The 19,280-nt window shown below is 61.5% G+C and carries 21 protein-coding genes; 9 read left to right on the forward strand and 12 right to left on the reverse strand.

Translation table 11 applies throughout. The features are described from left to right. Positions 1-479: 479 nt before the first annotated feature. The 3 genes from QMG80_RS20565 (at position 480) to QMG80_RS20575 (ending at position 3,899) form a co-directional block, all read left to right on the forward strand. Positions 480-1,052, forward strand: coding sequence for an RNA polymerase sigma factor (locus QMG80_RS20565; RefSeq protein WP_085770870.1), 573 nt, complete (start codon positions 480-482; stop codon positions 1,050-1,052). Positions 1,053-1,362: 310 nt separating this feature from the next. Then, positions 1,363-1,761, forward strand: a complete 399-nt coding sequence (locus QMG80_RS20570) for a hypothetical protein (RefSeq protein ID WP_085770872.1) — start codon at positions 1,363-1,365, stop codon at positions 1,759-1,761. Between the two features lie 641 nt (positions 1,762-2,402). Then, a complete protein-coding gene (locus QMG80_RS20575; protein WP_102938176.1) occupies positions 2,403-3,899 on the forward strand; it encodes a sigma-54 interaction domain-containing protein in 1,497 nt (498 codons plus the stop codon). A gap of 52 nt (positions 3,900-3,951) precedes the next feature. Here the strand turns inward: QMG80_RS20575 and QMG80_RS20580 are convergent, their stop codons facing one another. Genes QMG80_RS20580 through nifE form a run of 7 tightly spaced genes read right to left on the reverse strand, consistent with a single transcriptional unit; the run spans position 3,952 to position 9,610 of the window. Next, complete coding sequence (locus QMG80_RS20580; RefSeq protein ID WP_085770874.1) at positions 3,952-4,332, reverse strand: HesB/IscA family protein; 381 nt, start codon at positions 4,330-4,332, stop codon at positions 3,952-3,954. A gap of 15 nt (positions 4,333-4,347) precedes the next feature. After that, positions 4,348-4,536 carry a 4Fe-4S dicluster domain-containing protein gene (locus tag QMG80_RS20585; RefSeq protein WP_085770875.1) on the reverse strand — a complete coding sequence of 63 codons (189 nt, stop codon included), beginning with the start codon at positions 4,534-4,536 and terminating at the stop codon, positions 4,348-4,350. 27 nt (positions 4,537-4,563) lie between these two features. Beyond that, positions 4,564-6,027: a nitrogenase cofactor biosynthesis protein NifB gene (gene nifB, locus QMG80_RS20590; protein WP_085770876.1), complete on the reverse strand. Its 1,464-nt coding sequence runs from the start codon at positions 6,025-6,027 to the stop codon at positions 4,564-4,566. A gap of 54 nt (positions 6,028-6,081) precedes the next feature. Beyond that, positions 6,082-6,366 carry a NifU family protein gene (locus tag QMG80_RS20595; protein WP_158658634.1) on the reverse strand — a complete coding sequence of 95 codons (285 nt, stop codon included), beginning with the start codon at positions 6,364-6,366 and terminating at the stop codon, positions 6,082-6,084. A gap of 5 nt (positions 6,367-6,371) precedes the next feature. Beyond that, positions 6,372-6,842, reverse strand: a complete 471-nt coding sequence (locus QMG80_RS20600; protein ID WP_085770878.1) for a NifB/NifX family molybdenum-iron cluster-binding protein — start codon at positions 6,840-6,842, stop codon at positions 6,372-6,374. A gap of 3 nt (positions 6,843-6,845) precedes the next feature. Next, positions 6,846-8,198 (reverse strand): nitrogenase iron-molybdenum cofactor biosynthesis protein NifN, encoded by a 1,353-nt coding sequence (gene nifN / locus QMG80_RS20605; protein WP_085770879.1) that lies wholly within the window; start codon positions 8,196-8,198, stop codon positions 6,846-6,848. Between the two features lie 11 nt (positions 8,199-8,209). Beyond that, complete coding sequence (nifE, locus tag QMG80_RS20610) at positions 8,210-9,610, reverse strand: nitrogenase iron-molybdenum cofactor biosynthesis protein NifE (RefSeq protein ID WP_085770880.1); 1,401 nt, start codon at positions 9,608-9,610, stop codon at positions 8,210-8,212. Between the two features lie 313 nt (positions 9,611-9,923). Between nifE and QMG80_RS20615 the strand changes: the two genes are divergently transcribed. Continuing rightward, positions 9,924-10,262 carry a hypothetical protein gene (locus QMG80_RS20615; RefSeq protein ID WP_158658635.1) on the forward strand — a complete coding sequence of 113 codons (339 nt, stop codon included), beginning with the start codon at positions 9,924-9,926 and terminating at the stop codon, positions 10,260-10,262. A 139-nt stretch (positions 10,263-10,401) separates the two neighbouring features. On the opposite strand, the gene QMG80_RS20620 is transcribed toward QMG80_RS20615, so the two are convergent. From QMG80_RS20620 to gloA, 3 genes are read right to left on the reverse strand one after another with little or no spacing between them, the layout of a single operon-like run. Next, positions 10,402-10,599 carry a Nif11-like leader peptide family natural product precursor gene (locus QMG80_RS20620; RefSeq protein WP_085770882.1) on the reverse strand — a complete coding sequence of 66 codons (198 nt, stop codon included), beginning with the start codon at positions 10,597-10,599 and terminating at the stop codon, positions 10,402-10,404. Positions 10,600-10,656: 57 nt separating this feature from the next. Continuing rightward, positions 10,657-11,541: a nitrogenase iron protein gene (nifH, locus tag QMG80_RS20625; protein ID WP_085770883.1), complete on the reverse strand. Its 885-nt coding sequence runs from the start codon at positions 11,539-11,541 to the stop codon at positions 10,657-10,659. Positions 11,542-11,549: 8 nt separating this feature from the next. Beyond that, positions 11,550-12,419 (reverse strand): lactoylglutathione lyase, encoded by an 870-nt coding sequence (gloA, locus tag QMG80_RS20630; RefSeq protein ID WP_245300110.1) that lies wholly within the window; start codon positions 12,417-12,419, stop codon positions 11,550-11,552. A gap of 431 nt (positions 12,420-12,850) precedes the next feature. On the opposite strand from gloA, the gene vnfD reads away from it, so the two are divergent. From vnfD to QMG80_RS20655, 5 genes are all read left to right on the forward strand, one after another. After that, entirely contained in the window at positions 12,851-14,269 is a 1,419-nt protein-coding gene (vnfD, locus tag QMG80_RS20635) for a nitrogenase vanadium-iron protein, alpha chain (protein ID WP_085770885.1), read from the forward strand. Then, positions 14,266-14,607 (forward strand): V-containing nitrogenase subunit delta, encoded by a 342-nt coding sequence (gene vnfG / locus QMG80_RS20640; RefSeq protein WP_085770886.1) that lies wholly within the window; start codon positions 14,266-14,268, stop codon positions 14,605-14,607. The genes vnfD and vnfG overlap by 4 nt, the downstream gene beginning before the upstream one ends. A 79-nt stretch (positions 14,608-14,686) precedes the next feature. After that, positions 14,687-16,075 (forward strand): nitrogenase component 1, encoded by a 1,389-nt coding sequence (locus tag QMG80_RS20645; RefSeq protein ID WP_085770887.1) that lies wholly within the window; start codon positions 14,687-14,689, stop codon positions 16,073-16,075. 65 nt (positions 16,076-16,140) lie between these two features. Next, positions 16,141-17,043, forward strand: a complete 903-nt coding sequence (locus QMG80_RS20650) for a hypothetical protein (protein WP_158658636.1) — start codon at positions 16,141-16,143, stop codon at positions 17,041-17,043. An 18-nt stretch (positions 17,044-17,061) separates the two neighbouring features. Beyond that, complete coding sequence (locus tag QMG80_RS20655) at positions 17,062-17,547, forward strand: NifB/NifX family molybdenum-iron cluster-binding protein (RefSeq protein ID WP_085773559.1); 486 nt, start codon at positions 17,062-17,064, stop codon at positions 17,545-17,547. A 27-nt stretch (positions 17,548-17,574) separates the two neighbouring features. Here QMG80_RS20655 and phnE read toward each other — a convergent pair whose 3' ends face one another. Together phnE and phnD are read right to left on the reverse strand one after the other, a co-directional pair. Further along, positions 17,575-18,396 (reverse strand): phosphonate ABC transporter, permease protein PhnE, encoded by an 822-nt coding sequence (gene phnE, locus QMG80_RS20660; protein WP_245300111.1) that lies wholly within the window; start codon positions 18,394-18,396, stop codon positions 17,575-17,577. After that, positions 18,393-19,271: a phosphate/phosphite/phosphonate ABC transporter substrate-binding protein gene (gene phnD / locus QMG80_RS20665; RefSeq protein WP_085770889.1), complete on the reverse strand. Its 879-nt coding sequence runs from the start codon at positions 19,269-19,271 to the stop codon at positions 18,393-18,395. Before phnD ends, phnE begins: the two co-directional genes overlap by 4 nt. Between the last annotated feature and the right edge of the window lie 9 nt (positions 19,272-19,280).

The raw sequence follows: 19,280 nt of genomic DNA on the forward strand, positions 1-19,280 counted from the left end.
CACGGGAATCGCGCTCTAAACTTTTAGAATGGATCACGTTTTCTGCGTTCAGGCGGTTCCGCCAAAACGCAGCGTGATCTCGGGCGACGAGCGGCGTTGATGGGTGAGAACGCAGGCGAGCGCTGTCGCGCCCTTGTGGTTGCCCCCGCCTGTCCAAACAGAACCGGAGCGCGCGCGCTCTCGCCGGATGAAGTTGCGCGAGGAGACCGCGCGCTCGCTCGCCGCCCTGATTGAGAGCCTGCCCTTCAGCGGCCTTTCGGAGGGCGGGAGAGCAGCCAAGAAAAGCGCAGAAACATCGCAACCTGGGTGCGCGACATGTGGGTGAGCGCCGATCAAAGATCTGCTGAGGCGCGGTTGGGCGCGTGCTTCGTCGCGCTCGCGGGGAACGTGCTGCCGCTCTTCGCGCACCAACCGACGACTGCCTTTGCGGCCGCCGTCGCCCGCGCAGGAGACTTCTGTTCTTTGGACGCGTCGGCGTCATGACGCGCTCGACTTTCAAGAAGCAGCGTGATCGCGCCAGCGACGATCCGCGATCATGCAGTTCCGGGCAAGAAACCGCGAAGGAACCATCGTTCGACTTCGATGCGTTCTACCGCGCCTATGCTAAGCCGGCCAGGGCTTTCGCGCGCAGACGCGCACGATCGCATGATGCGGAAGACTTCGTTCAAGAGGCATTTCTTCGCGCCTTCGAGGATGGAGCGATCGCGACGGCCGCAAGCCCTCAGACGTATCTCCATCGAATTGTCGCCAACCTCATCATCGATGAGCATCGCAAGGCGCGGTCGCGCTCGCGCTATCGCGATGACGAGGCGGACCAACATTCTGTCGAAGACCCCGGCGAGACGGAAGCCAGCGTCCAAAGCCGCTTGGAGCTCCGGCAATTATGCGGGTTCCTGAGCCTCCTTCCGCTCCCGTGTCGAAAGGCCTTCTCGCTCTATTACATCGACGGCCTGAATCACTGCGAAATCTCCATGCGGCTCGGCGTGACGGTCAGGACCGTCGATCGCTATCTGAATAAGGTCCGCGCATTCTTGATTCAAAAAATCGCTTGAAGCGGCCCGCTATTGCCTCCGACCTTGATCGGGACTGACTACGATGGCGTGAAGATTGCCTCCTGCGACGGAAAGACAAGAGCATGTCGCGGAAAAGTGCGAAGCGGTTTTCCGGTCAAGACATGCTCCAACCTTTTGATTTGGCGCGTTTCCCGCTCGAACGATTCCGTTCGAGCGGGAGACGCGCTAGAGCGCGATGCGAAAAAGCGGAAACCGGTTTTTCGCATCGCGTTCTACACTTTTGGAATCGATCACGTTTTCTGTGTTCAGGCGATTCCGCCTGAACACAGCGTGATCTAGGAGCCCGTCCATGGTCGGTTTCATCGGCGCCGAACCCAAGCTGCCCCCGCAATCGACCGCCTCCTGCAAAATCTGCACGATCCAGTTGGAATCCCTTTGCTACGAGCGCGCCTGGTGGTTCCGCGCGTTTCGCGAGCTGCTCGCGACGGGAATCCGTCTCTTCGCAGTCGTCTACTGGATCAGGCCGCGCGACTATCTGGCGCGATCGCCAATGTGCTACAAGTGCTTGCGTTTCCGAAAGAACGCGCTCAAAGCGCGCTCGCCCTTCTTCAACGGGCTCGACGGCTATCTCAATCCGCTCTTCAACCGCGTCCGCGACTCCCTGCTGACGACGGAGGAACTGGAGCGGGCCCGCCGGCTGGCGCGCCGCGCGGCGGACCCGAGCTTTATCGATTACAGCCAGATTTAGAGCCGAGAGCAGCGTTTCGACCCGCAGCCCGGCGCCCGAAAGCTTGCCAAAGCGCTCCATAAGAAGCATTTCGCTATATATTTCATCTGCATCACGATAAGACGACAGGCCATCATGCTCATAATAGATTGCTTTATAAACAATATCTACGACCAGCCCCCCGGAAATCCGGCGCCGATTTCTTCGGCCTAATACTTGCAGGAGTTCTGACGCGCCGACAAGGAGGCGCTTCGTGATCCTTCACGCTCGAAAGGCGGCGGAAGCAGCGCGACAGGGATGCGCCGAGCAAGGACAGTTGAAGGCTTCATCGATCGATCCCTGCGATATTCGCCGCGTTCGAGGCCTCTGTGTCCCGAGCTCCGGGCGGGCGGCGCGGCGGGAGGCTGAAATGCTTGCCGAGGCGACCGCGATGAAGACCCCGTTTTCAAGGCGACGAAGCGTGGGCCATGCTTCAACGCCTTCGGGCCCGCTCAGGCAGCTTATTGCATTCACGACGGAGGCGATTAGTGGCCGAGAAAACTGCATTGGCTGAGAAGAGTCGCTCAAGCGAAGGCTCTCAGCCGATCCCGCAGCTGACGCCCTTCGAGCCTCATGCCTGCGATTGCGATCTCGGCGAGTGCAGAACGAATGTTCTTCCACTCATGAATGAGATGAGCCGGATCGCCAACGCAACCAGCGATCTGTCGGAGACGTTGCAAATCCTGCTGGACGTCTTGAAGTCGCATATGAACGTCGTGCGCGCGATGATCAGCCTGTTCGAGCCGGGGTCTGGCGACATCTTCATCCATAAGAGCTTCGGCCTCACCGAGGAGGAGGAAGCCAAGGGACTCTATTTTCTGGGTGAGGGCGTGACGGGCCGCGTCGTGGAGACCGGACAGCCCATCGTGGCGCCGAAGATCAGCGAGGAGCCCGCTTTCCTCAACCGCACCGGCAGCCGCACCGGCGAGCTCGACCGGAAAGTGAGCTTCATTTGCGTTCCCATCACGCGCGGCAAGCGCGTGCTCGGCACGATCAGCGCCGAACGTCTTTACGACAATGCGCGGCTGTTGCGGCTCGATGTCGAAGTCTTGTCGATGCTCGCCACGCTGACGGCGCAATCCGCCGAACTCTATCTGATCGAAAATGTCGAGAAGGTCGCGCTCGAGAACGAGAACCGCCGCCTGCGCAGCGCGTTGAAGGCGCGCTTCAAGCCGTCCAACATCATCGGCAGCTCCAAGCCGATGCAGGAAGTCTATCAATTGATCGACCGCGTGACCCGCACCAAGACGACCGTGCTGATCCTTGGCGAAAGCGGCGTCGGCAAGGAGCTCGTCGCCAGCGCCATTCACTTCAACAGCCCCTTGTCCAAGGGGCCCTTCGTGAAGTTCAATTGCGCGGCGCTGCCCGAAAGCGTGATCGAAAGCGAGCTTTTCGGTCACGAGAAGGGTTCGTTTACCGGCGCGGTCGGCGCCCGAAAGGGCCGCTTCGAGGAGGCCAATGGCGGAACCGTGTTCCTAGACGAGGTCGGCGAGCTTTCCCTGCCGGTCCAAGCCAAGCTCTTGCGGGTCCTTCAGGAGAGAAGCTTCGAGCGTGTCGGCGGCAATATGCCGATCAGGGTCAATTTGAGGGTCCTCGCGGCGACCAATCGCGACCTCGCCGAAATGGTCGATAAAGGAACTTTCCGTGAGGACCTGTACTACCGGCTGAATGTTTTCCCCATTACGATCCCGCCCCTACGCGACCGCTGCAACGACATCGTCGCGCTGGCGGATCACTTCGTCGCCCGCTTCTCCGACGAGCTCGGCATGGAGGTGAAGCGCATCTCGACCTCCGCGATCAATATGCTCCTCTCCTATCACTGGCCCGGCAATGTGCGCGAGCTCGAGAATGTGATTGAGCGCGCCATCATCCTCTCCGACGACGGGGTCATTCACGGCGACAATCTGCCGCCCTCGCTGCAAATGCCCGTGCTCTCCGAAGTCGAGTGCAAAGGCGACCTCGAGACGCGGCTCAACGCTGTCGAATATGAGATGATCATCGAGGCTTTGAAGGTTCAGAAGGGAAACATGACGGAAGCCGCCAAGATGCTTGGGCTCACACGGCGGATCCTTGGATTACGCATGGGGAAATATAAGCTCAACCACAAGGATTTTCACTGATCTCAAGGCCGCGTGGGACCGGCGCGCGTTCGAGAGCGCTGCAACCGCAGCGTCACTGAAAGCTCGCGCTGCAAGAGCAGGAGCGGCCCGACGCCGAACCGCAAGTTCCCGTTTCCGAGGGCTGGCTCTTGCAGGAGCTTTGCAAGCTCGTCTCCGGATCGAGCGTGAAGTTGAACCCTCGAGCGTCGCCGTCCGGGGTGTAATCCACGGTGGCGCCCCGCAGAATATCCATCGACGCCTCGTCGACGAAGACGCGAACATCGCGGATTTCGATGACGACGTCCTCACTCAAGGGCTCCGCCTCGAAACGCATCGAGAATTTTGCGCCGGAGCAGCCGCCTTCGGCGGCGATGCGCACGCCAAAGCCGGCCTTGTCATTCTGCAGCATGGCGGACTGGATCGCGCCGATGGCCGGACGCGTGAGAATGAGCATGGACTCCTCCCCCTATCACGCTCTGACGCAGGTGTTCTCGACGGGGCAGACCTCGACGCAGCGGGGTCCGTCGCCATCGCATTCCGTGCACTTGCCCGCGTCGATGATATAGGTTTCGCCCTTCATGCGGATGGCGCCGTTCGGACACTCGAATTCGCACGCGCCGCAGGCCGTGCATTGGGAAGCGATGATTCTGTAGGCCATTTCTCTCTCCTCTTCTCTGCATGCGGATCAGGCGTCGGCCCGCGCGACCTCACGTCGCCGGGCATAGAGCGTGGCGATCGACGCCTCAATGAATTCATAGGCGAAGTCGTCTCTCGGCTCGATGCCGGCCTGAGCGAGCTCTTCCTTGGGACAATCGCCGATCTTCGCACAAAGCAGCACATCGACGTCGCTCAGAATTTCGATGATGCCGGCGAGCGCCGAGTCTTCTCCGAGCCCGCCTGTGCAATAGTGCTCGTCGATCCTGCGCGCGCCGAGCAAGCGTACGCCGCGGCCGTCCGCGTGATAGACCTGAAACTCCGTGGCGTGGCCGAAGTGCTGATTGATGAGGCCCTCGCCTTTGGTCGCCACTGCGACGGTGAGGGTGCGTAGGTCCGAGTTCTCCCGGATCAGCGCGCTGGCGCTCGCCTTGGCGGCGCGGTGGGCGCCGCGCTTGCGCTCGACCTCCTCGCGGTAGGCGTCGCGCTCGGCCGTGTCGACCTTGGTCAGAACCGGCAACCTGTCGAGCGTGAATTCCCGACCGCGGTCTTCCCCGAGCAGGCCGACAGCATCGGCCCGGCATTGGCGGCAATGGCGCATCATCTTCGCGCCGCCCTCGCAGGCGTCCTGAACTTTTTTCAGCTCCTGCGCTGTGGGGCCGCGTTGGCCCGTCAGTCCGTAATAGGTCCCGTGCGCAGCCTCCGAGATCAACGGCATGACATTATGCAGAAAGGCTCCGCGCGCCTTCACCTCGCGGTTCACCTCGACGAGATGCTCGTCATTGACGCCAGGGATCAGAACCGAATTGACCTTCACCAGGACTCCCCGCTGGGCGAGCATATCGAGACCGAGCATTTGCCGCTCGTGCAGAAGCTGCGCCGCTTCGGCGCCAGTCCAGCGTTTGTGCTCGAAATAGATCCACGGGTAGATCTTCGCGCCGATCTCGGGGTCGACCATGTTGATCGTGATGGTCACATGATCGATGTTCATCGCGACGATCTCGTCGACATGCTCCGGCAGGGAGAGGCCGTTCGTCGAGAGGCAGAGCTTTATGTCCGGCAGCTGGCGCGCCACGAGCTCGAAAGTCGCCTTGGTGCGCCGCCAATCATAAAGCGCGTCGCCGGGGCCCGCGATTCCGAGCACCGACATCTGCGGTACGCTCTGCGCGACGGCGATGACCTTGCGCGCGCCCTGCTCCGGCGTTAGGCGCTCCGAGACGACGCCTGGCCGACTTTCGTTGGCGCAGTCGAATTTCCGGTTGCAATAATTGCATTGAATATTGCAGGCCGGCGCGACGGCCACGTGCATGCGCGCGAAATAATGATGCGCTTCCTCCGAGTAGCAGGGATGATCCTTGACCTTCTCCCAAATCTGCGGGGCGAGATCGCTCGGTCCCTCCGAAGAACCGCAGGTGGAGGAGGCGCATCCTCCCGTCTTGGCTGACGTCGTGACGCCACCCGTTCCCGCCCGAGCCAAGTCTCCGATCGCCATCATTGACATTCCCTTCAGAACGGATCTCCCCGGCGACGGGGATGCGTAAGCTGGGTCCTACTCCATGATCGGCACGACCATGACGGGTTGATCCAGCGCCTCCATAAGCCTGCGCCGAATCGCGCCGAGCGTCTGGCCAGCGAGCGCGCAGGTCAGGCATTTCCCGGTCAGACGCACCTCGACGCGGTGGCCGCGTAGCCCGAGGAACTCGATGTCGCCGCCGTCAGCCTGAATGCCGGGACGCGCCTCGGCGATCGCTTGGAGGATCAGCCGCATCGTCTCGGCCTCGGAGGCCGAGGAGCCTTCGCTGCGAGGACATCCGCCGCTGTCGAGAGTGGTCATGGGACTCATTCCAATTCCTCAATCGATGCGATGAGCTTTCGGCTCTCGCCCGTTGCAGAGGCCGCCGACAATGACGCGGCGGCCTTCTTCTTGGCCTTCTCGACCCAGGGCAAACCGCCGTAGACGAGCGCGAGACTGACTTCGTTCAGCAGATCCAGGATCTCGTGACCTTCGTCGACGACGATCGGCTGAATGCCCGCCGCCATCAGCCTGCGCACGGAGTTGCCTCCGATGGACGCGGCGTAGACGGCCGCACATCCGTCGACGAACTCGAGCTTCGGGATCACCTTGTCCTGCATGGAGCCGCTGAGCCCGGCGCGCCCCGCTTCGCCGATCTGTTCCGCCTTCAAAAACTGCTGGACGCCGACGAGATCCGCGCGGCCCGGCGAGACGTCGTAGATCACGAGACTTTCGGCTCCGCCGAAATGCAGGTTCACTCTTTCCTGATCGGTGGACGCGAAGGCGATCTTCAGCATCGCTTACTCCGCCGCCTCAGCGCGGAACCGCGACACATAGGGCCGCAGCTCCTGATAGTGGTTCGAGAGCAGATTCGCCGCCGTGAAGATCAATTGCCGCGTCCCGCCATAGCCGATCCAAGCTTCCGCTTGCGCGCCATAGGCGTCGTAGATCGGAAAACCAGCCCGTAGCAGCGCCGCGCCCGTGCGCCGAGAGATTTCCCCGCCATGCGAATTGGCGACGATGAGGTCAACGCCATTCTCGATCACGAGCGTCTCGAAGTCTTCGAGATCGCCGATCACGACAGAGTCGACGGCAAGATCGTCGAGACGCGGCGAATTGGCCGAGGCGACCGCCGCCACGACATGCGAACCCATTCCCATGAAGAAATCAGCCAGCGCGCCCACGACATCCGCGTCACCGGCAACGCCGATGCGCGCGCCTCCAAACTGGAATTGGCAGTCCACCATGGCGTCGGTGAGCTGCTCGCGCTTACGCGCTAGTCGCACCGGCGCATCCTTGCCCGAAACATCGACGAGCGTCTGGGTAAAGGCGTCGCTTTGGGCAAGGCCGATCAGTTGATCGAAGCGCCAATCAGGAACCCCAGTGATTTCCTTCAGCGCGTCGGCTGCGCGCGAGAGCGAGCGTCCGATGACAAAGCTCGCAATCGATTCGCCCATCGTCTCGATCTCCGCGCGCGAGACACCGCCGTAGGTCAGCGTCGAATAGCCCGCATCGATGAGATGTCCGTCGAGCGAAGCCCCGATATCCGGCACGATGATCGGCGTCAGCCCGAACGCCTCGATCCACTCGCGCAGCTTTTCGAGATCCCCCGGGGTCAACATAGCGCCGGCCAGCACATTGACCTGCCGGGGGTTCTTGCGCGCCTGTGGGCGACGGGGAACCAAGGTCCGAATGATCGATTCCACTCCGGCGGCGAAGCCGGTCTCCAGACAGCCCAAAGTGTCGCTGGCGCTAGCCGGCGCCACGGCGACGGCCGCGAATTCCGGATGCTTCCGTCTGAACTCCTGAACGGTGCGCAGCACGTCGGCCCCCTGCATCTCGGAGAGCCCAGTGGTCACGAGACCGATAATCTTGGGTTGGTTTTTTCGACAGATTGTCGCGAGCGCCTCGACGACGCTTGCATCGGCGCCGAGGATGGTCGTGGTCTGATCCATCGCCGTCGTCTGCAACGGGATCGGCTCATTGAAATGGCGCATGAAGAACAGCTTGTTGAAGGAGGCGCAGCCGCGCGCCCCATGTTCCAATGGCATGCACTCGGCAAGCCCGAGAAAGGCGAGCGACGCGCCGATCGGTTGGCTGGCCTTCAAAGGGTTGACCGTGAGCGCTTTGGTGGGGGTGAGGATCTGCGCCATCGCAAGTCTCCTCAAGCGACCGCGCGCGCGGGTCTGACCTCTGCCCAGGAAGGACGAGAGCGCACCGATCCCCAGACGGGCGAGTGGACCGCGAAGTCGAGGTTCCGCGCGAGCTCGATCAGGCCGTCATAGCCCGCATAGCCGATGCGCCGGACATGGTCGATGTCGAGGAAGGGAATGCGCGACTTCAGTGTCGGATAGATATAGCGGTCTCCGGCGATGAGGATGTCGGCTTGGCATTCGTGATAGGCGTCGATCAGCGCGGTCTGATCATTGTCCGAGATCATGCGCGCGTTCGGGCCCATCAGCTCGCGGATGCGGGCTTTGTCTTCCTCTGTTGATTTCTCCGTTCCCGTCGCGACGACGACCATGCCGAGGTCCTGCATCGCCGAGACGACAGACCAGGATTTGTAGCCGCCCGTGAAGATCAGCACGCGTTTGCCTCGCAGCCTCTCCCGCAGGGGCGCGAGCGCCGCGTCCACGCGGGCCTCCTCCCGTGCGATGAGCGCCTCGACGCGCGCCGTCAGATCAGGATCTCTCAATAGGCGAGCGAAACCTCGGAAGGCCTCGGACGTATCCTTGACCCCGTAGAAGCTGCCTTCGAACCAGGGGACGCCGTGATCCTGCTCGAGCTTGCGCGCGACATGCAGCATCGCCTTGGAGCAGACGACCATGCTCGCCTCCGCGCGATGCATTGTCTGAATCTCGCGAAAGCGGCTGTCTCCGGATAAGCTGCACAAAACCCGAAGGCCAAGCTCGTCGAAGAGCGGCGAGACGCTCCAGAACTCCCCACCGACGTTCCATTCGCCGATGAGATTGACGTCGTGCCTTGCGACGCCCGCAATTTCCGATCCCGGCGGCGGCGCGTCGGGCTCGCGCGTGCCAATAATATGCTTATAGGCTGCGTCGCCAGCGACGCGGTTGCCGAGATTCTTGTTGCCATAGAAGCCGGCGCAATCGACCGGGACCACGGGCACGCCGAACCGCTCGGACGCCGCCTTGGCTACGGCGTCGATATCGTCTCCCTGGAGCGCGGGAACGCAGGTGTTATAGACAAAGACGGCAGCGGGCTTCCTCGTCTCCACAGCTTGTCGAATGGCGCGATAGAGACGCTTCTCTCCGCGGCCCATGATCACATCCATATCGGAAAGATCGGTCGTCATACCGATACGATAGGTGTCGGGACCGGAGGAGCGCGTGCCGCGGTTGTCCCAGGAGGAGCCCGCGCAACCGATAGGGCCATGCACAATATGGGCGACATCGGCGACAGGCAGCAGCGCGTTGCGCGCTCCGTCGAAGCAACAGCCTCCCTGTGTCGCGCCGGGCGCCGGCTTGGCGCAGCCGGACTTCGACTTCCTATTATGAGCGCAGGCTGGCTCATTCATCAGCGCCTGAATCTCGTCGGGCTTCATGCCGTCCTCCGCGATGTGCGAAGATCTTTTTGCAAGACTGCGGCCACGTCGAGAATTCTTCCAAGCTTGCGGAAAAGCCGTCAGGCCAGAGAAGAAGCGGCGAGAAGGCGAAACATCTTCCCGTGCAAATTTGTCATGAGCGCAGGGCGTTCGTACCGTGGCGTACGCTGAGCCGAGACGTCCGCGCCGTTTGCAAGCCCTGCATGGCGCGTGGGGAGCGTCGCTCTTTGGCGCAGTTCTTGCCGTCGCCAATAGAAGATTTCCGTTCACGCGCTTCTCGTTAGAGCTGCGCAAAGCGCCGATGGAGAATGACATGGCTGACATGACCGAAAACCAAATGTTCAATCTGCTGCTAGCCGATATTTCCATGGCGGCGGCGATCTCCACGGCAGGATCGAGCTTCTCCGCGCCGGCCAATTACGCGCCTGGCGCGATCCGCGACACTTGGCTCGCGGACGTTTCAGACGAGGTGCTGAAGCGCCGGGTTTTGGCCCTTGCCAACGCCGGTCTCGCGTCCTTGCAGGGCGTTGACGCCGAGCAGCTCTTGCGCGCGGCAAAGCGCTATGGTGTGCCGGTCGACGCGGCTCTGGCCGATCGTATCGTCGAATTTTTCACAGACAAGCGGCAGGCGCTATTGCGCTATAGGCGCTAAAGCGCGCCGGAACCAAGAGCGCGCCCATAATAGACGCCGCAGTTGCGCTGGACGGCGGACTCGCGCATGCCGCAGGACGACAAAAAGAAGTCGCCCGCCAAAGAATGACGGGCTGAGTTTACGGCAGACCGAAAGCGCGTCACATCGGCGAGACGCCATGCTCCTCGTAAATGACGTCCTGCGCCCTTTTGAACTCTACCATCGTGAAGTCGTAACCGGCCTCGCGGATCGCCGCCCAGCTCCCTTCTTCATCCTCGGAAATCTCGTTCATCCCTTTGCGGAACGCGTCATCCGAGCGCATGCGCCGAATATACGCCACCGCCGATTCCACCGACATCGAACTCTCCATCTTGTGCGACGGCGGCCCGGGAACAAGCCCTGGCCGCCCTTCTCTTTAGGCGACGTGGAGTTCTGCCGCAGACTTGCCGACCTGGCTCTCGTCGACGGCCTTCATAATGCCATGCGACATCAGAAGGTCTTCCAGCTCGTCCATGGTGATCGGCGTCGGAATAATGCCCTTGCCCTGATTATTGTGAACCTTATTTGCGAGCTGGCGATATTCTCCCGCTTGCTTGGAGTCGGGCGCAAACTCGACCACGGTCATGCGGCGCAGCTCGGCGTGCTGAACGATATTGTCGCGCGGCACAAAGTGGATGAGCCGGCATCCCAATTTCGCGGCCAGTGATTCGGCAAGCTCCAGCTCCTTGTCAGTTTGGCGCTCGTTGCAGACGAGCCCGCCGAGACGAACGCCGCCGGACATCGCGTATTTCAAAATGCCCTTCGAGATGTTGTTTGCCGCATACATGGCCATCATCTCACCGGACATGACGATGTAAATCTCTTGCGCCTTGTTCTCGCGGATCGGCATCGCGAAGCCGCCGCACACCACGTCGCCCAGAACGTCATAGGAGACGTAGTCGACATCCTCATAGGCGCCGTTCTCTTCGAGGAAGTTGATCGCGGTGATGACACCGCGACCGGCGCAGCCGACGCCCGGCTCCGGGCCACCCGACTCGACGCATTTGATGTCGCGGAAGCCGATCTTCAGCACGTCTTCGAGCTCGAGATCCTCGACGGAGCCAGCCGAAGCGGCGAGCGAAAGGATCGTATCCTGCGCCTTGGCGTGGAGGATGAGGCGGGTGGAATCCGCTTTCGGATCGCAGCCCACGATCAGGATCTTCTGGCCCAGCTCTGTGAGGGCGGCCAGCGTGTTCTGCGAGGTGGTCGACTTCCCGATTCCACCCTTACCGTAAAAGGCGATCTGACGTAACATGTTCACTCCTGTCTTCAAGATTGAGCCAAAGGGGCTCCTTCGAGCGTCGCCGCCGCTTCTGGCGATGGCGCTTGAATCAGTTCGATGCGGTAACCGTCTGGATCCTCGATAAAGGCGACGATATTCTCGCCATGGCGCTGGGAGCGCGGCGGGCGCGGCATCGGCACGCCCGCAGCGGCCAGGCGGTCGCAAAGGCGCGTGATGTTGTCGACGCCGATGGCAATGTGGCCAAAGGCGTCGCCGGGGACATAGGATTCGTCCCGCAGCCAATTGGCGACGAGCTCAATCGTCATGCCGTCGCCATCCGCGCCGTATCCAAGATAGGCTTGGGAAAACATGTTCTTCTTGTGCTCGCGCCGCTCGAGCACGCGCATGCCGAGTCGTTGCGTGTAAAATTCGATCGAGCGATCGAGGTCCGCCACGCGCAGCATGGCATGCAGAAGGCGGAAGTCCGTCGCGTCGATCGGGGCGTCCCGCCACGCATCGAATTTCGCCGCATAGAATTCGCTCAACGCGTCGACGACGTTTTTTCCTGCATGGAGATTGGTGGACTCGATCCCGATTTTGGCGAGCGCCTCCTGAGGCGTCGCGCCGATCTTGGCGACCAGAAGCGCCGAGCAATCGCTGATCATGCGATAGATGGTCTCGCGCTTGTCTTCCTCCTCGCTCAGCGCATGCTGGGCGATTTGGCGGTCCTCCACGAGACGGGGCCCGTCGGCGTCCACGTCGAATACCCGGAAGGATTCAGCGGCCCCGAAATGCAGGTCGACGCGCTGACCATCCCGCGTCGCGACGGCGACGCGAAGCGAGGAAGCGTGCGAGGCGACTTCCGCTCGCGCTGCCGGTTGAACCGGAGCCTGGACCTCCTCCATAACGTCGGACATCAACCGCCCTCGCTTTTCGCTATATAGTCGGAATATATATGCATGATATGTACCAAACAGGCGCGACCGCGGCTGGCGCTCATTCTCTTATAGATGCTCCGCTGGGTACAGCGGATATTCGTTTAGTTCGGATTTGTGCAGTCAGGCCGCCGCCTTTTATCTCTTTATAGATATGCACAGCATGGCGTCCCCGGCCGCTCATTTTTTGAGGAGTCAGCCTAATGTCTCATCACAGTCACTATCTAGTTGTTTTTACGATTATATGCCGATCGAGCGACGGCCCAGCTATGTATCATCGCTACATAATATAATACTGGCACATATTCTGCGTTTGCAGAGTCATTCGGTGACGGACTGGCCCAGTTCCTTCCGGCGCCGCTAGCTGAAAGCCGCTGCGCTGTGAAGCTCACCTTCAGTGAGGAGGACGACTCATGCCTATGGTTCTGTTGGAATGCGACAAGGCGATACCCGAACGTGAACAGCACATTTATCTCAAGGTCGAGGGTGAGGACTCCCGCGACTATCTGCCGGTCTCCAACGCCTCCACGATCCCAGGCACGCTGTCCGAACGCGGCTGCGCCTTCTGCGGCGCCAAGCTGGTCATCGGCGGCGTGCTCAAGGACACGATCCAGATGATCCATGGGCCGATCGGCTGCGCCTACGACACCTGGCACACCAAGCGCTATCCGACCGACAACGGCCACTTCAACATGAAATATGTGTGGTCCACGGACATGAAGGAGAGCCACATCGTCTTCGGCGGCGAGAAACGCCTCGAAAAGTCGATCAACGAAGCCTTCGACGAAATGCCCGACATCAAGCGCATGTTCGTCTACACGACATGCCCCACCGCGCTCATCGGCGACGACATCAAGGCGGTCGCCAAGAAAGTCATGCAAGAACGACCCGACGTCGACATTTTCACCTGCGAGTGCCCCGGCTTTGCGGGCGTGTCGCAGTCAAAGGGCCACCACGTTCTCAACATCGGCTGGATCAACGAAAAGGTCGGCACGCTGGAGCCTGAGATCACCAGCGACTACACGATGAATTTCATCGGCGATTTCAACATCCAGGGCGACACCCAGCTGCTGCAGACCTATTGGGACAGGCTCGGCATCCAGGTCATCGCGCATTTTACCGGCAACGGAACGTATGACGACCTTCGCTGCATGCACCGCGCTCAGCTCAATGTCGTGAACTGCGCGCGCTCCTCGGGATACATCGCCAACGAGCTCAAGAAGCAATATGGCATTCCCCGCCTCGACATCGACTCCTGGGGCTTCTCCTATATGGCGGAGGGCATCCGCAAGATATGCGCCTTCTTCGGCATCGAGGAGCGCGGCGAGAAGCTGATCGAGGAGGAATACGCTAAGTGGAAGGGCAAGCTCGACTGGTACAAGGAGCGCCTGCAAGGAAAGAAGATGGCGATCTGGACCGGCGGCCCGCGCCTATGGCACTGGACCAAGTCGGTCGAGGACGACCTCGGCATCCAAGTGGTCGCCATGTCCTCGAAGTTCGGCCATCAGGAGGACTTCGAGAAGGTCATCGCGCGCGGACAGAACGGCACCTATTACATCGATGACGGCAATGAGCTCGAGTTCTTCGAGATCATCGATCTCGTCAAGCCCGACGTCATCTTTACCGGCCCGCGCGTCGGCGAGCTCGTGAAGAAGCTGCATATCCCCTATGTGAACGGCCACGGGTACCACAACGGCCCCTACATGGGTTTCGAAGGCTTCGTGAACCTCGCTCGCGACACCTACAACGCCGTCCACAACCCGCTGCTGAAACTCGCTGCGACCGACATCCGCGACGATCAAGCCGTTCGCTTCCTGGAGGCCGCGGAATGAGCGAGCAGCAAATCATGCAACTCTTCGACTATGTGCAAAAGCGCTACCTGTGGCAGTTCTTTTCGCGGTCTTGGGACCGGCAGGAGAACATCGAGGGGATCATCGCTACGGCGACCGACCTCTTGAACGACAGGCACACGCATAAGCACGCGCCGATGGATCGGCTGTTCTATGCCGATGCGAAGGAGATGGTGAAGGACTTCAGGGAGAACTTCCCCTGGATCTGCGAGCTGGAGCCCACCAAAATCAACGAGGTGATGCAAGGCCTGAAAGCCATGCTCGTCGACCACACCATCACGAAGTCGTTGAACCACGAGCTCAACCACACGCTCTATTGAGCGAGCGCGGTCGCGGCGTCGCGCGGCGGCCGCTCCCCCAATCAATGCGGTTCGACCGCCCACGGAAAGGACCCCCAAGATGGGTTGCGAAATCACTACGCGCGAAAGGGCCGGCGTCATCAATCCGATGTACGACTGCCAGCCGGCTGGCGCGCAATATGCCGGAATCGGCATGAAGGATTGCATACCGCTCGTGCATGGCGGTCAGGGCTGCACCATGTTCGTGCGCTTGCTGTTCGCCCAGCACTTCAAGGAGAACTTTGACGTCGCCTCGACCTCGCTCCACGAGGACTCGGCGGTGTTCGGCGGCCATAAGCGTATTCAGGACGGCGTATTGACGCTCGTGCGCCGCTATCCCGACCTGCGCATAATCCAGGTCATCACGACCTGCTCGACCGAGGTCATCGGCGACGACATCGAAGGCAACATCCGATACGCCGAAGAGCAGATCGCCAAGGAGTTTCCGGGCCGCAAGGTCTATGTCGTGCCGGTGCATACGCCGAGCTTCAAGAACAGCCAGGTTGGCGGTTACTCCGAATGCGTGCTTTCGACTTGGAAGACCATCGCCAAAGAGAAGGTCGCCCCGACCGGCAAGCTGAACATCTTCCCTGGCTGGGTCAATCCCGGCGACGTGCAGCTCCTCAAGCATTACGCCAAGGAGATGGGCGTCGACGCGTCGATCTTCCTGGATACGCAGGATTTCGACTCGCCGATGCTGCCTGACAAGTCGATCCACACGCATGGGCGCACGACGGTTGAGGACATTCGGGCCTCGACGGGCGCGCTCGGCTCGCTTTCGCTCGCGCGCTACGAGGCTGCGAGCACGGTCGACTTCCTCAAAAAGGAATTTGATGTGCCGGGGCATACCGTATCCTCGCCCTACGGCATCGCCAACACCGACGCGATGCTCAGAAAGATCAGCGAGATCACCGGGAAGCCCATTCCCCTCTCGCTCGTCGAGGAGCGCGGCGTCGCGATCGACGCGCTGCAGGACTTGGCGCACATGTTCTTCGCCAACAAGCGAGTCGCGATCTTTGGGCACCCGGACCTCGTCATCGGATTGGCCGAGTTCTGCATCGAAGTCGAGCTCGAGCCGGCCCTTCTGCTGCTTGGAGACGACAACACCCGTTACAAGAAGGACCCGCGCATCGTCGCCCTCAAGGAGCGCGTGAACTGGGACATGGAAGTTGTCTGCAACGCCGACCTCTGGGAGCTCGAGCGTCGTATCAAGGACGATCCCAAGAAATACGATCTGATCCTCGGACACTCCAAGGGCCGTTATGTCGCGATCGACGCCAACATTCCCATGGCGCGCGTCGGCTTCCCGACCTTCGATCGCGCAGGTCTCTATCGCCATCCCACGATGGGATATCGCGGCGCGATGCTGCTCGCCGAGCAGATCGCCAATGCAATGTTCACGCACATGGAATATGTGCGCGATCGCGAATGGATCCTCAACACCTGGTGATCGCACAAGGGGAGCGGACATGCGCCGCTCCCCTTGCACATTTTTGGAGTGCTCAGGCTTGAGAGGTGTCTGAGTTGGGCTTCACGCAAAAACTGATCGTCAATCCGGCCATCGGCTGGTCGCAACATCTGCGGCTTCCCGATTATCGGCAGGTTGAGCTCTATACGAAACGCAAAGGCCTCAGCTTCCTCGATCCTCCCGCGCCGGCAGAAGCTCCTCTGGATCGGATCGCGTCAGTCGCTCGCGCCGCGCTCGTGTTCGAGGCCATTCTCGCCGGACTCTATCCCACGCAACAGCCGCTCACCGCTTGGGCCCGCAGCAAGGAGCTGCCGCGAACCACGCAGTGCGAAAAGATTCTCGCAGAGCTGCATCGCATCCTGCGCGTCCTGCGTAAGATCGCATTCCATCCGCACGGACATGTCGATATGCGCGACGGCGTCATCTGCCTCAATGGCGCCATCGACCTGGTGGCGCTGTCTTTAGAGATTACCCGGCCGGGTCTCGACATTTTGGAGACAATGGTCGCCTATTGGTGTGACGCCCGGGAGAGCGTCTACCCCGAAGCCTATGTCACCCGGATGCTCTCTGAATTTTTTTCCGATCTCGTCTCCGAGATCAAGCGCTTTTCCGACGAGGATCGGATCCTCTACCAGTTCAGGCGCAACGGCCCCTTCAATCGCAGTTTCCGTTTCGACTGCGACAATCCGAGGATCGTGTCCGAGGGCGATCGGCTCACCTTCGAGATTGGCGAACGCTATCAGGACGCCGCGCGCTATCCGATCGACTTCTTTGTCGTCCTGGACGACAGGCTGCACATTCTTCCCGTAGAGGCCCTCCGCGATCGGACGATCCAAAAGAGCGAGCTGCAGCATTGGCGCGCGCGGACGCCGGACGCCGTCTCACTACCTGCCTCCTTTCGCACGCGCTTCGCGAGGGAGAAAATCGTCGTCGGCCAGCCGATGACCTAACCGCCAATGGAGTCGAACATGGACGCTCCCCATCTCCGTATCGCCATCACGACAAACAGCCTCGTCGATCTCGACGCGAATTTCGTCGTCGCCAAACAGTTCGTCTTCTATGACGTTTCGGCGGAGGATTCGGAGTTCGTTGACGTCGTGCAATTCGCCCGGGGCGGCAAGGGAAAAGCGAAGGGGGGCGGCAAAGCCAATAATGGCGGACGCTGCATCATGGACGACATGGAGAACGACGACGGCACGGGGTACGATCCCTTGCTGGACCGGGTCGCAGCGCTTGACGGCTGCGGCATTCTGTTCACCCTGGGATTGAGCGATCTCGCCGCCGTGCGCGTTCACGACTTGAAGGTCTTTCCGGTCAAGAGCGAGCGGATGAGACCGATCGACGAGGTGATTGCGCAAGTTCAATCGATGATGTCGGGCTCCCAGCCCCTTTGGATGCGCCGCGCGCTGAGCCGGCGCAACGGGACGCCGCTGCAAGAGCAGACCGCCTATTGATGAGAGAGAGGCGCCTGCGCGCTTTCCTTACGCGCGATTCAAAAAGCCTCGCCGTAGCGTCGCCCCCAGAAAATTCACCAGAGTCACGAGCGCCAGCAACACCAGGATGAGCGCCGAGGCCTCGCGATATTCGAAGAGGTGGAAGGCGGTCACAATCTCCAGGCCCAAGCCGCCGGCTCCAACGAGGCCGAGAGTTGTCGCCGCGCGCAGATTGTGCTCGAGGCGATAGATGAGCGCGTCCGTGAGGCGCGGCAGCGCCTGCGGAAGGATGACGAAGCGAAAGACGCCGAGTGCTGACACGCCATTGGCGCGCAGGGCGGCTCCCGGGCCGGGGTCGACATGCTCCATCGCCTCAAAGAATAACTTGCCGAGCATCCCGCACGAATGAGCGCCCAGCGCCAGCACGCCGGGCAGTGGACCGAAGCCGACAGCGGCGACGAAGACGACTCCCCAGATGAGGCCGGGGAGAGAACGCAACGCATTGAGCCCGAGCCGAACCAGTTGAGCGAGCCGGATCGAGGGGCTGACGTTTTCTGCGGCGAGCGCGGCCAGCGGCAAGGCCAGCAAAGCGCCCAGCGCGGTGCCCGCTACGCCCGTGGCCAAAGTCTCCGCCAGCGGACGCCTCCACTCCCGCCAACGGCCGAAGTCGGGCGGAAGAGAGTCGCCGGCAAGACGCAGCAGAGTCGCCGCCGCATCGGAGTAGCGCGCGGGATCGAAAGCGCCCGCCAAAATGAAGGCGACGAGGACGACGCTCATCGCAAGCGCCGCCACGCCGAGGCCGGCCCACTGCCGGCGGCGCCACTCGCCCGCCAGAGGGAGAAAATCGCAGAGAACGGAGGAGTCCGTCATTTCGGCGCCCATGCGGTTGCGCCGCCCGCCGCCTGAATGGCCGCGATCCACTCACGGACAATTTCGACATCCGAATCTACTGCGGGAACGAAGGCTTGCGCCCGGAAGACGCTGAGCGCGCCGGCGTCCTTCATCTCCAGAATGGCTGCGCGAACCTCGTCCTTGAAGGCCGGATCGAAACCCGCGCGGAAGGTCCACATATACTCGGGGATCGGCGGAGACTCCTCGAGCACGCGCACCTTTCCAGCTGAGATTTTGCCCTCTTTGAGCAGACGCTCGAAGATCGGCTTCGACAATCCGCCGGCGGCCACCTTGCCGTTTTCGACCGCGAGCGCGACGGCGTCATGCGCGCCAAGAACGCGCATCGTATAGTCGCGGCCGGACACGAGACCTGCCTTCAGCAATTGCCAACGCGGAACCCATGTCCCCGAGGTCGACGCCGGATCGCCGAAGGCGATCTCTCCTCCCTTGAGATCGGTGAGCGTCTTGGCGGGGCTGCTGGCGGGAACGATAATCGTCGCCTGAAACGTCGCTCCGACGCTGGCGTGGCTTGGCCGCGCGAAAGGCTCCAGAGGCGATCGCTTCGACTGCAGGATGTAGGTGACGGGCCCGAGATAGGCGACGTCGATCCGACCGAAGCGCAAGGCTTCGGAAGTCGCTGCGTAATTCGCGCCGACAACGATCTCGACCGGCAGCTTGAGCCGTTCCTCGAGATAGCTACGCAGCGGCTCGTTGAGACGCATCACTGTCGGCGCCGATTCGCCGGGCAGCAAGCCGATCAGAAGCTTCTTCGGCCGCTCTGCGGCATTCGCTGCACTCAGTCCGAGCGTCGCGGCGAGCGCCGCGATCGAGATCCAACGTAGAACACGCGCCATGTCAGCTTC

The sequence above is a fragment of the Methylocystis bryophila genome (assembly GCF_027925445.1).
In the GTDB taxonomy this organism is placed as follows: Bacteria; Pseudomonadota; Alphaproteobacteria; order Rhizobiales; family Beijerinckiaceae; genus Methylocystis; species Methylocystis bryophila.

Excerpts from the sequence above, each read along its gene's own strand:
- QMG80_RS20565 (WP_085770870.1), top strand. The coding sequence starts at position 480 with ATGACGCGCTCGACTTTCAAGAAGCAGCGTGATCGCGCCAGCGACGAT.
- QMG80_RS20570 (WP_085770872.1), top strand. The coding sequence starts at position 1,363 with ATGGTCGGTTTCATCGGCGCCGAACCCAAGCTGCCCCCGCAATCGACC.
- QMG80_RS20575 (WP_102938176.1), top strand. The coding sequence starts at position 2,403 with ATGAATGAGATGAGCCGGATCGCCAACGCAACCAGCGATCTGTCGGAG.
- QMG80_RS20580 (WP_085770874.1), bottom strand. The coding sequence starts at position 4,332 with ATGCTCATTCTCACGCGTCCGGCCATCGGCGCGATCCAGTCCGCCATG.
- QMG80_RS20585 (WP_085770875.1), bottom strand. The coding sequence starts at position 4,536 with ATGGCCTACAGAATCATCGCTTCCCAATGCACGGCCTGCGGCGCGTGC.
- nifB (WP_085770876.1), bottom strand. The coding sequence starts at position 6,027 with ATGATGGCGATCGGAGACTTGGCTCGGGCGGGAACGGGTGGCGTCACG.
- QMG80_RS20595 (WP_158658634.1), bottom strand. The coding sequence starts at position 6,366 with ATGACCACTCTCGACAGCGGCGGATGTCCTCGCAGCGAAGGCTCCTCG.
- QMG80_RS20600 (WP_085770878.1), bottom strand. The coding sequence starts at position 6,842 with ATGCTGAAGATCGCCTTCGCGTCCACCGATCAGGAAAGAGTGAACCTG.
- nifN (WP_085770879.1), bottom strand. The coding sequence starts at position 8,198 with ATGGCGCAGATCCTCACCCCCACCAAAGCGCTCACGGTCAACCCTTTG.
- nifE (WP_085770880.1), bottom strand. The coding sequence starts at position 9,610 with ATGAAGCCCGACGAGATTCAGGCGCTGATGAATGAGCCAGCCTGCGCT.
- QMG80_RS20615 (WP_158658635.1), top strand. The coding sequence starts at position 9,924 with ATGGCTGACATGACCGAAAACCAAATGTTCAATCTGCTGCTAGCCGAT.
- QMG80_RS20620 (WP_085770882.1), bottom strand. The coding sequence starts at position 10,599 with ATGTCGGTGGAATCGGCGGTGGCGTATATTCGGCGCATGCGCTCGGAT.
- gloA (WP_245300110.1), bottom strand. The coding sequence starts at position 12,419 with ATGTCCGACGTTATGGAGGAGGTCCAGGCTCCGGTTCAACCGGCAGCG.
- vnfD (WP_085770885.1), top strand. The coding sequence starts at position 12,851 with ATGCCTATGGTTCTGTTGGAATGCGACAAGGCGATACCCGAACGTGAA.
- vnfG (WP_085770886.1), top strand. The coding sequence starts at position 14,266 with ATGAGCGAGCAGCAAATCATGCAACTCTTCGACTATGTGCAAAAGCGC.
- QMG80_RS20645 (WP_085770887.1), top strand. The coding sequence starts at position 14,687 with ATGGGTTGCGAAATCACTACGCGCGAAAGGGCCGGCGTCATCAATCCG.
- QMG80_RS20655 (WP_085773559.1), top strand. The coding sequence starts at position 17,062 with ATGGACGCTCCCCATCTCCGTATCGCCATCACGACAAACAGCCTCGTC.
- phnE (WP_245300111.1), bottom strand. The coding sequence starts at position 18,396 with ATGACGGACTCCTCCGTTCTCTGCGATTTTCTCCCTCTGGCGGGCGAG.
- phnD (WP_085770889.1), bottom strand. The coding sequence starts at position 19,271 with ATGGCGCGTGTTCTACGTTGGATCTCGATCGCGGCGCTCGCCGCGACG.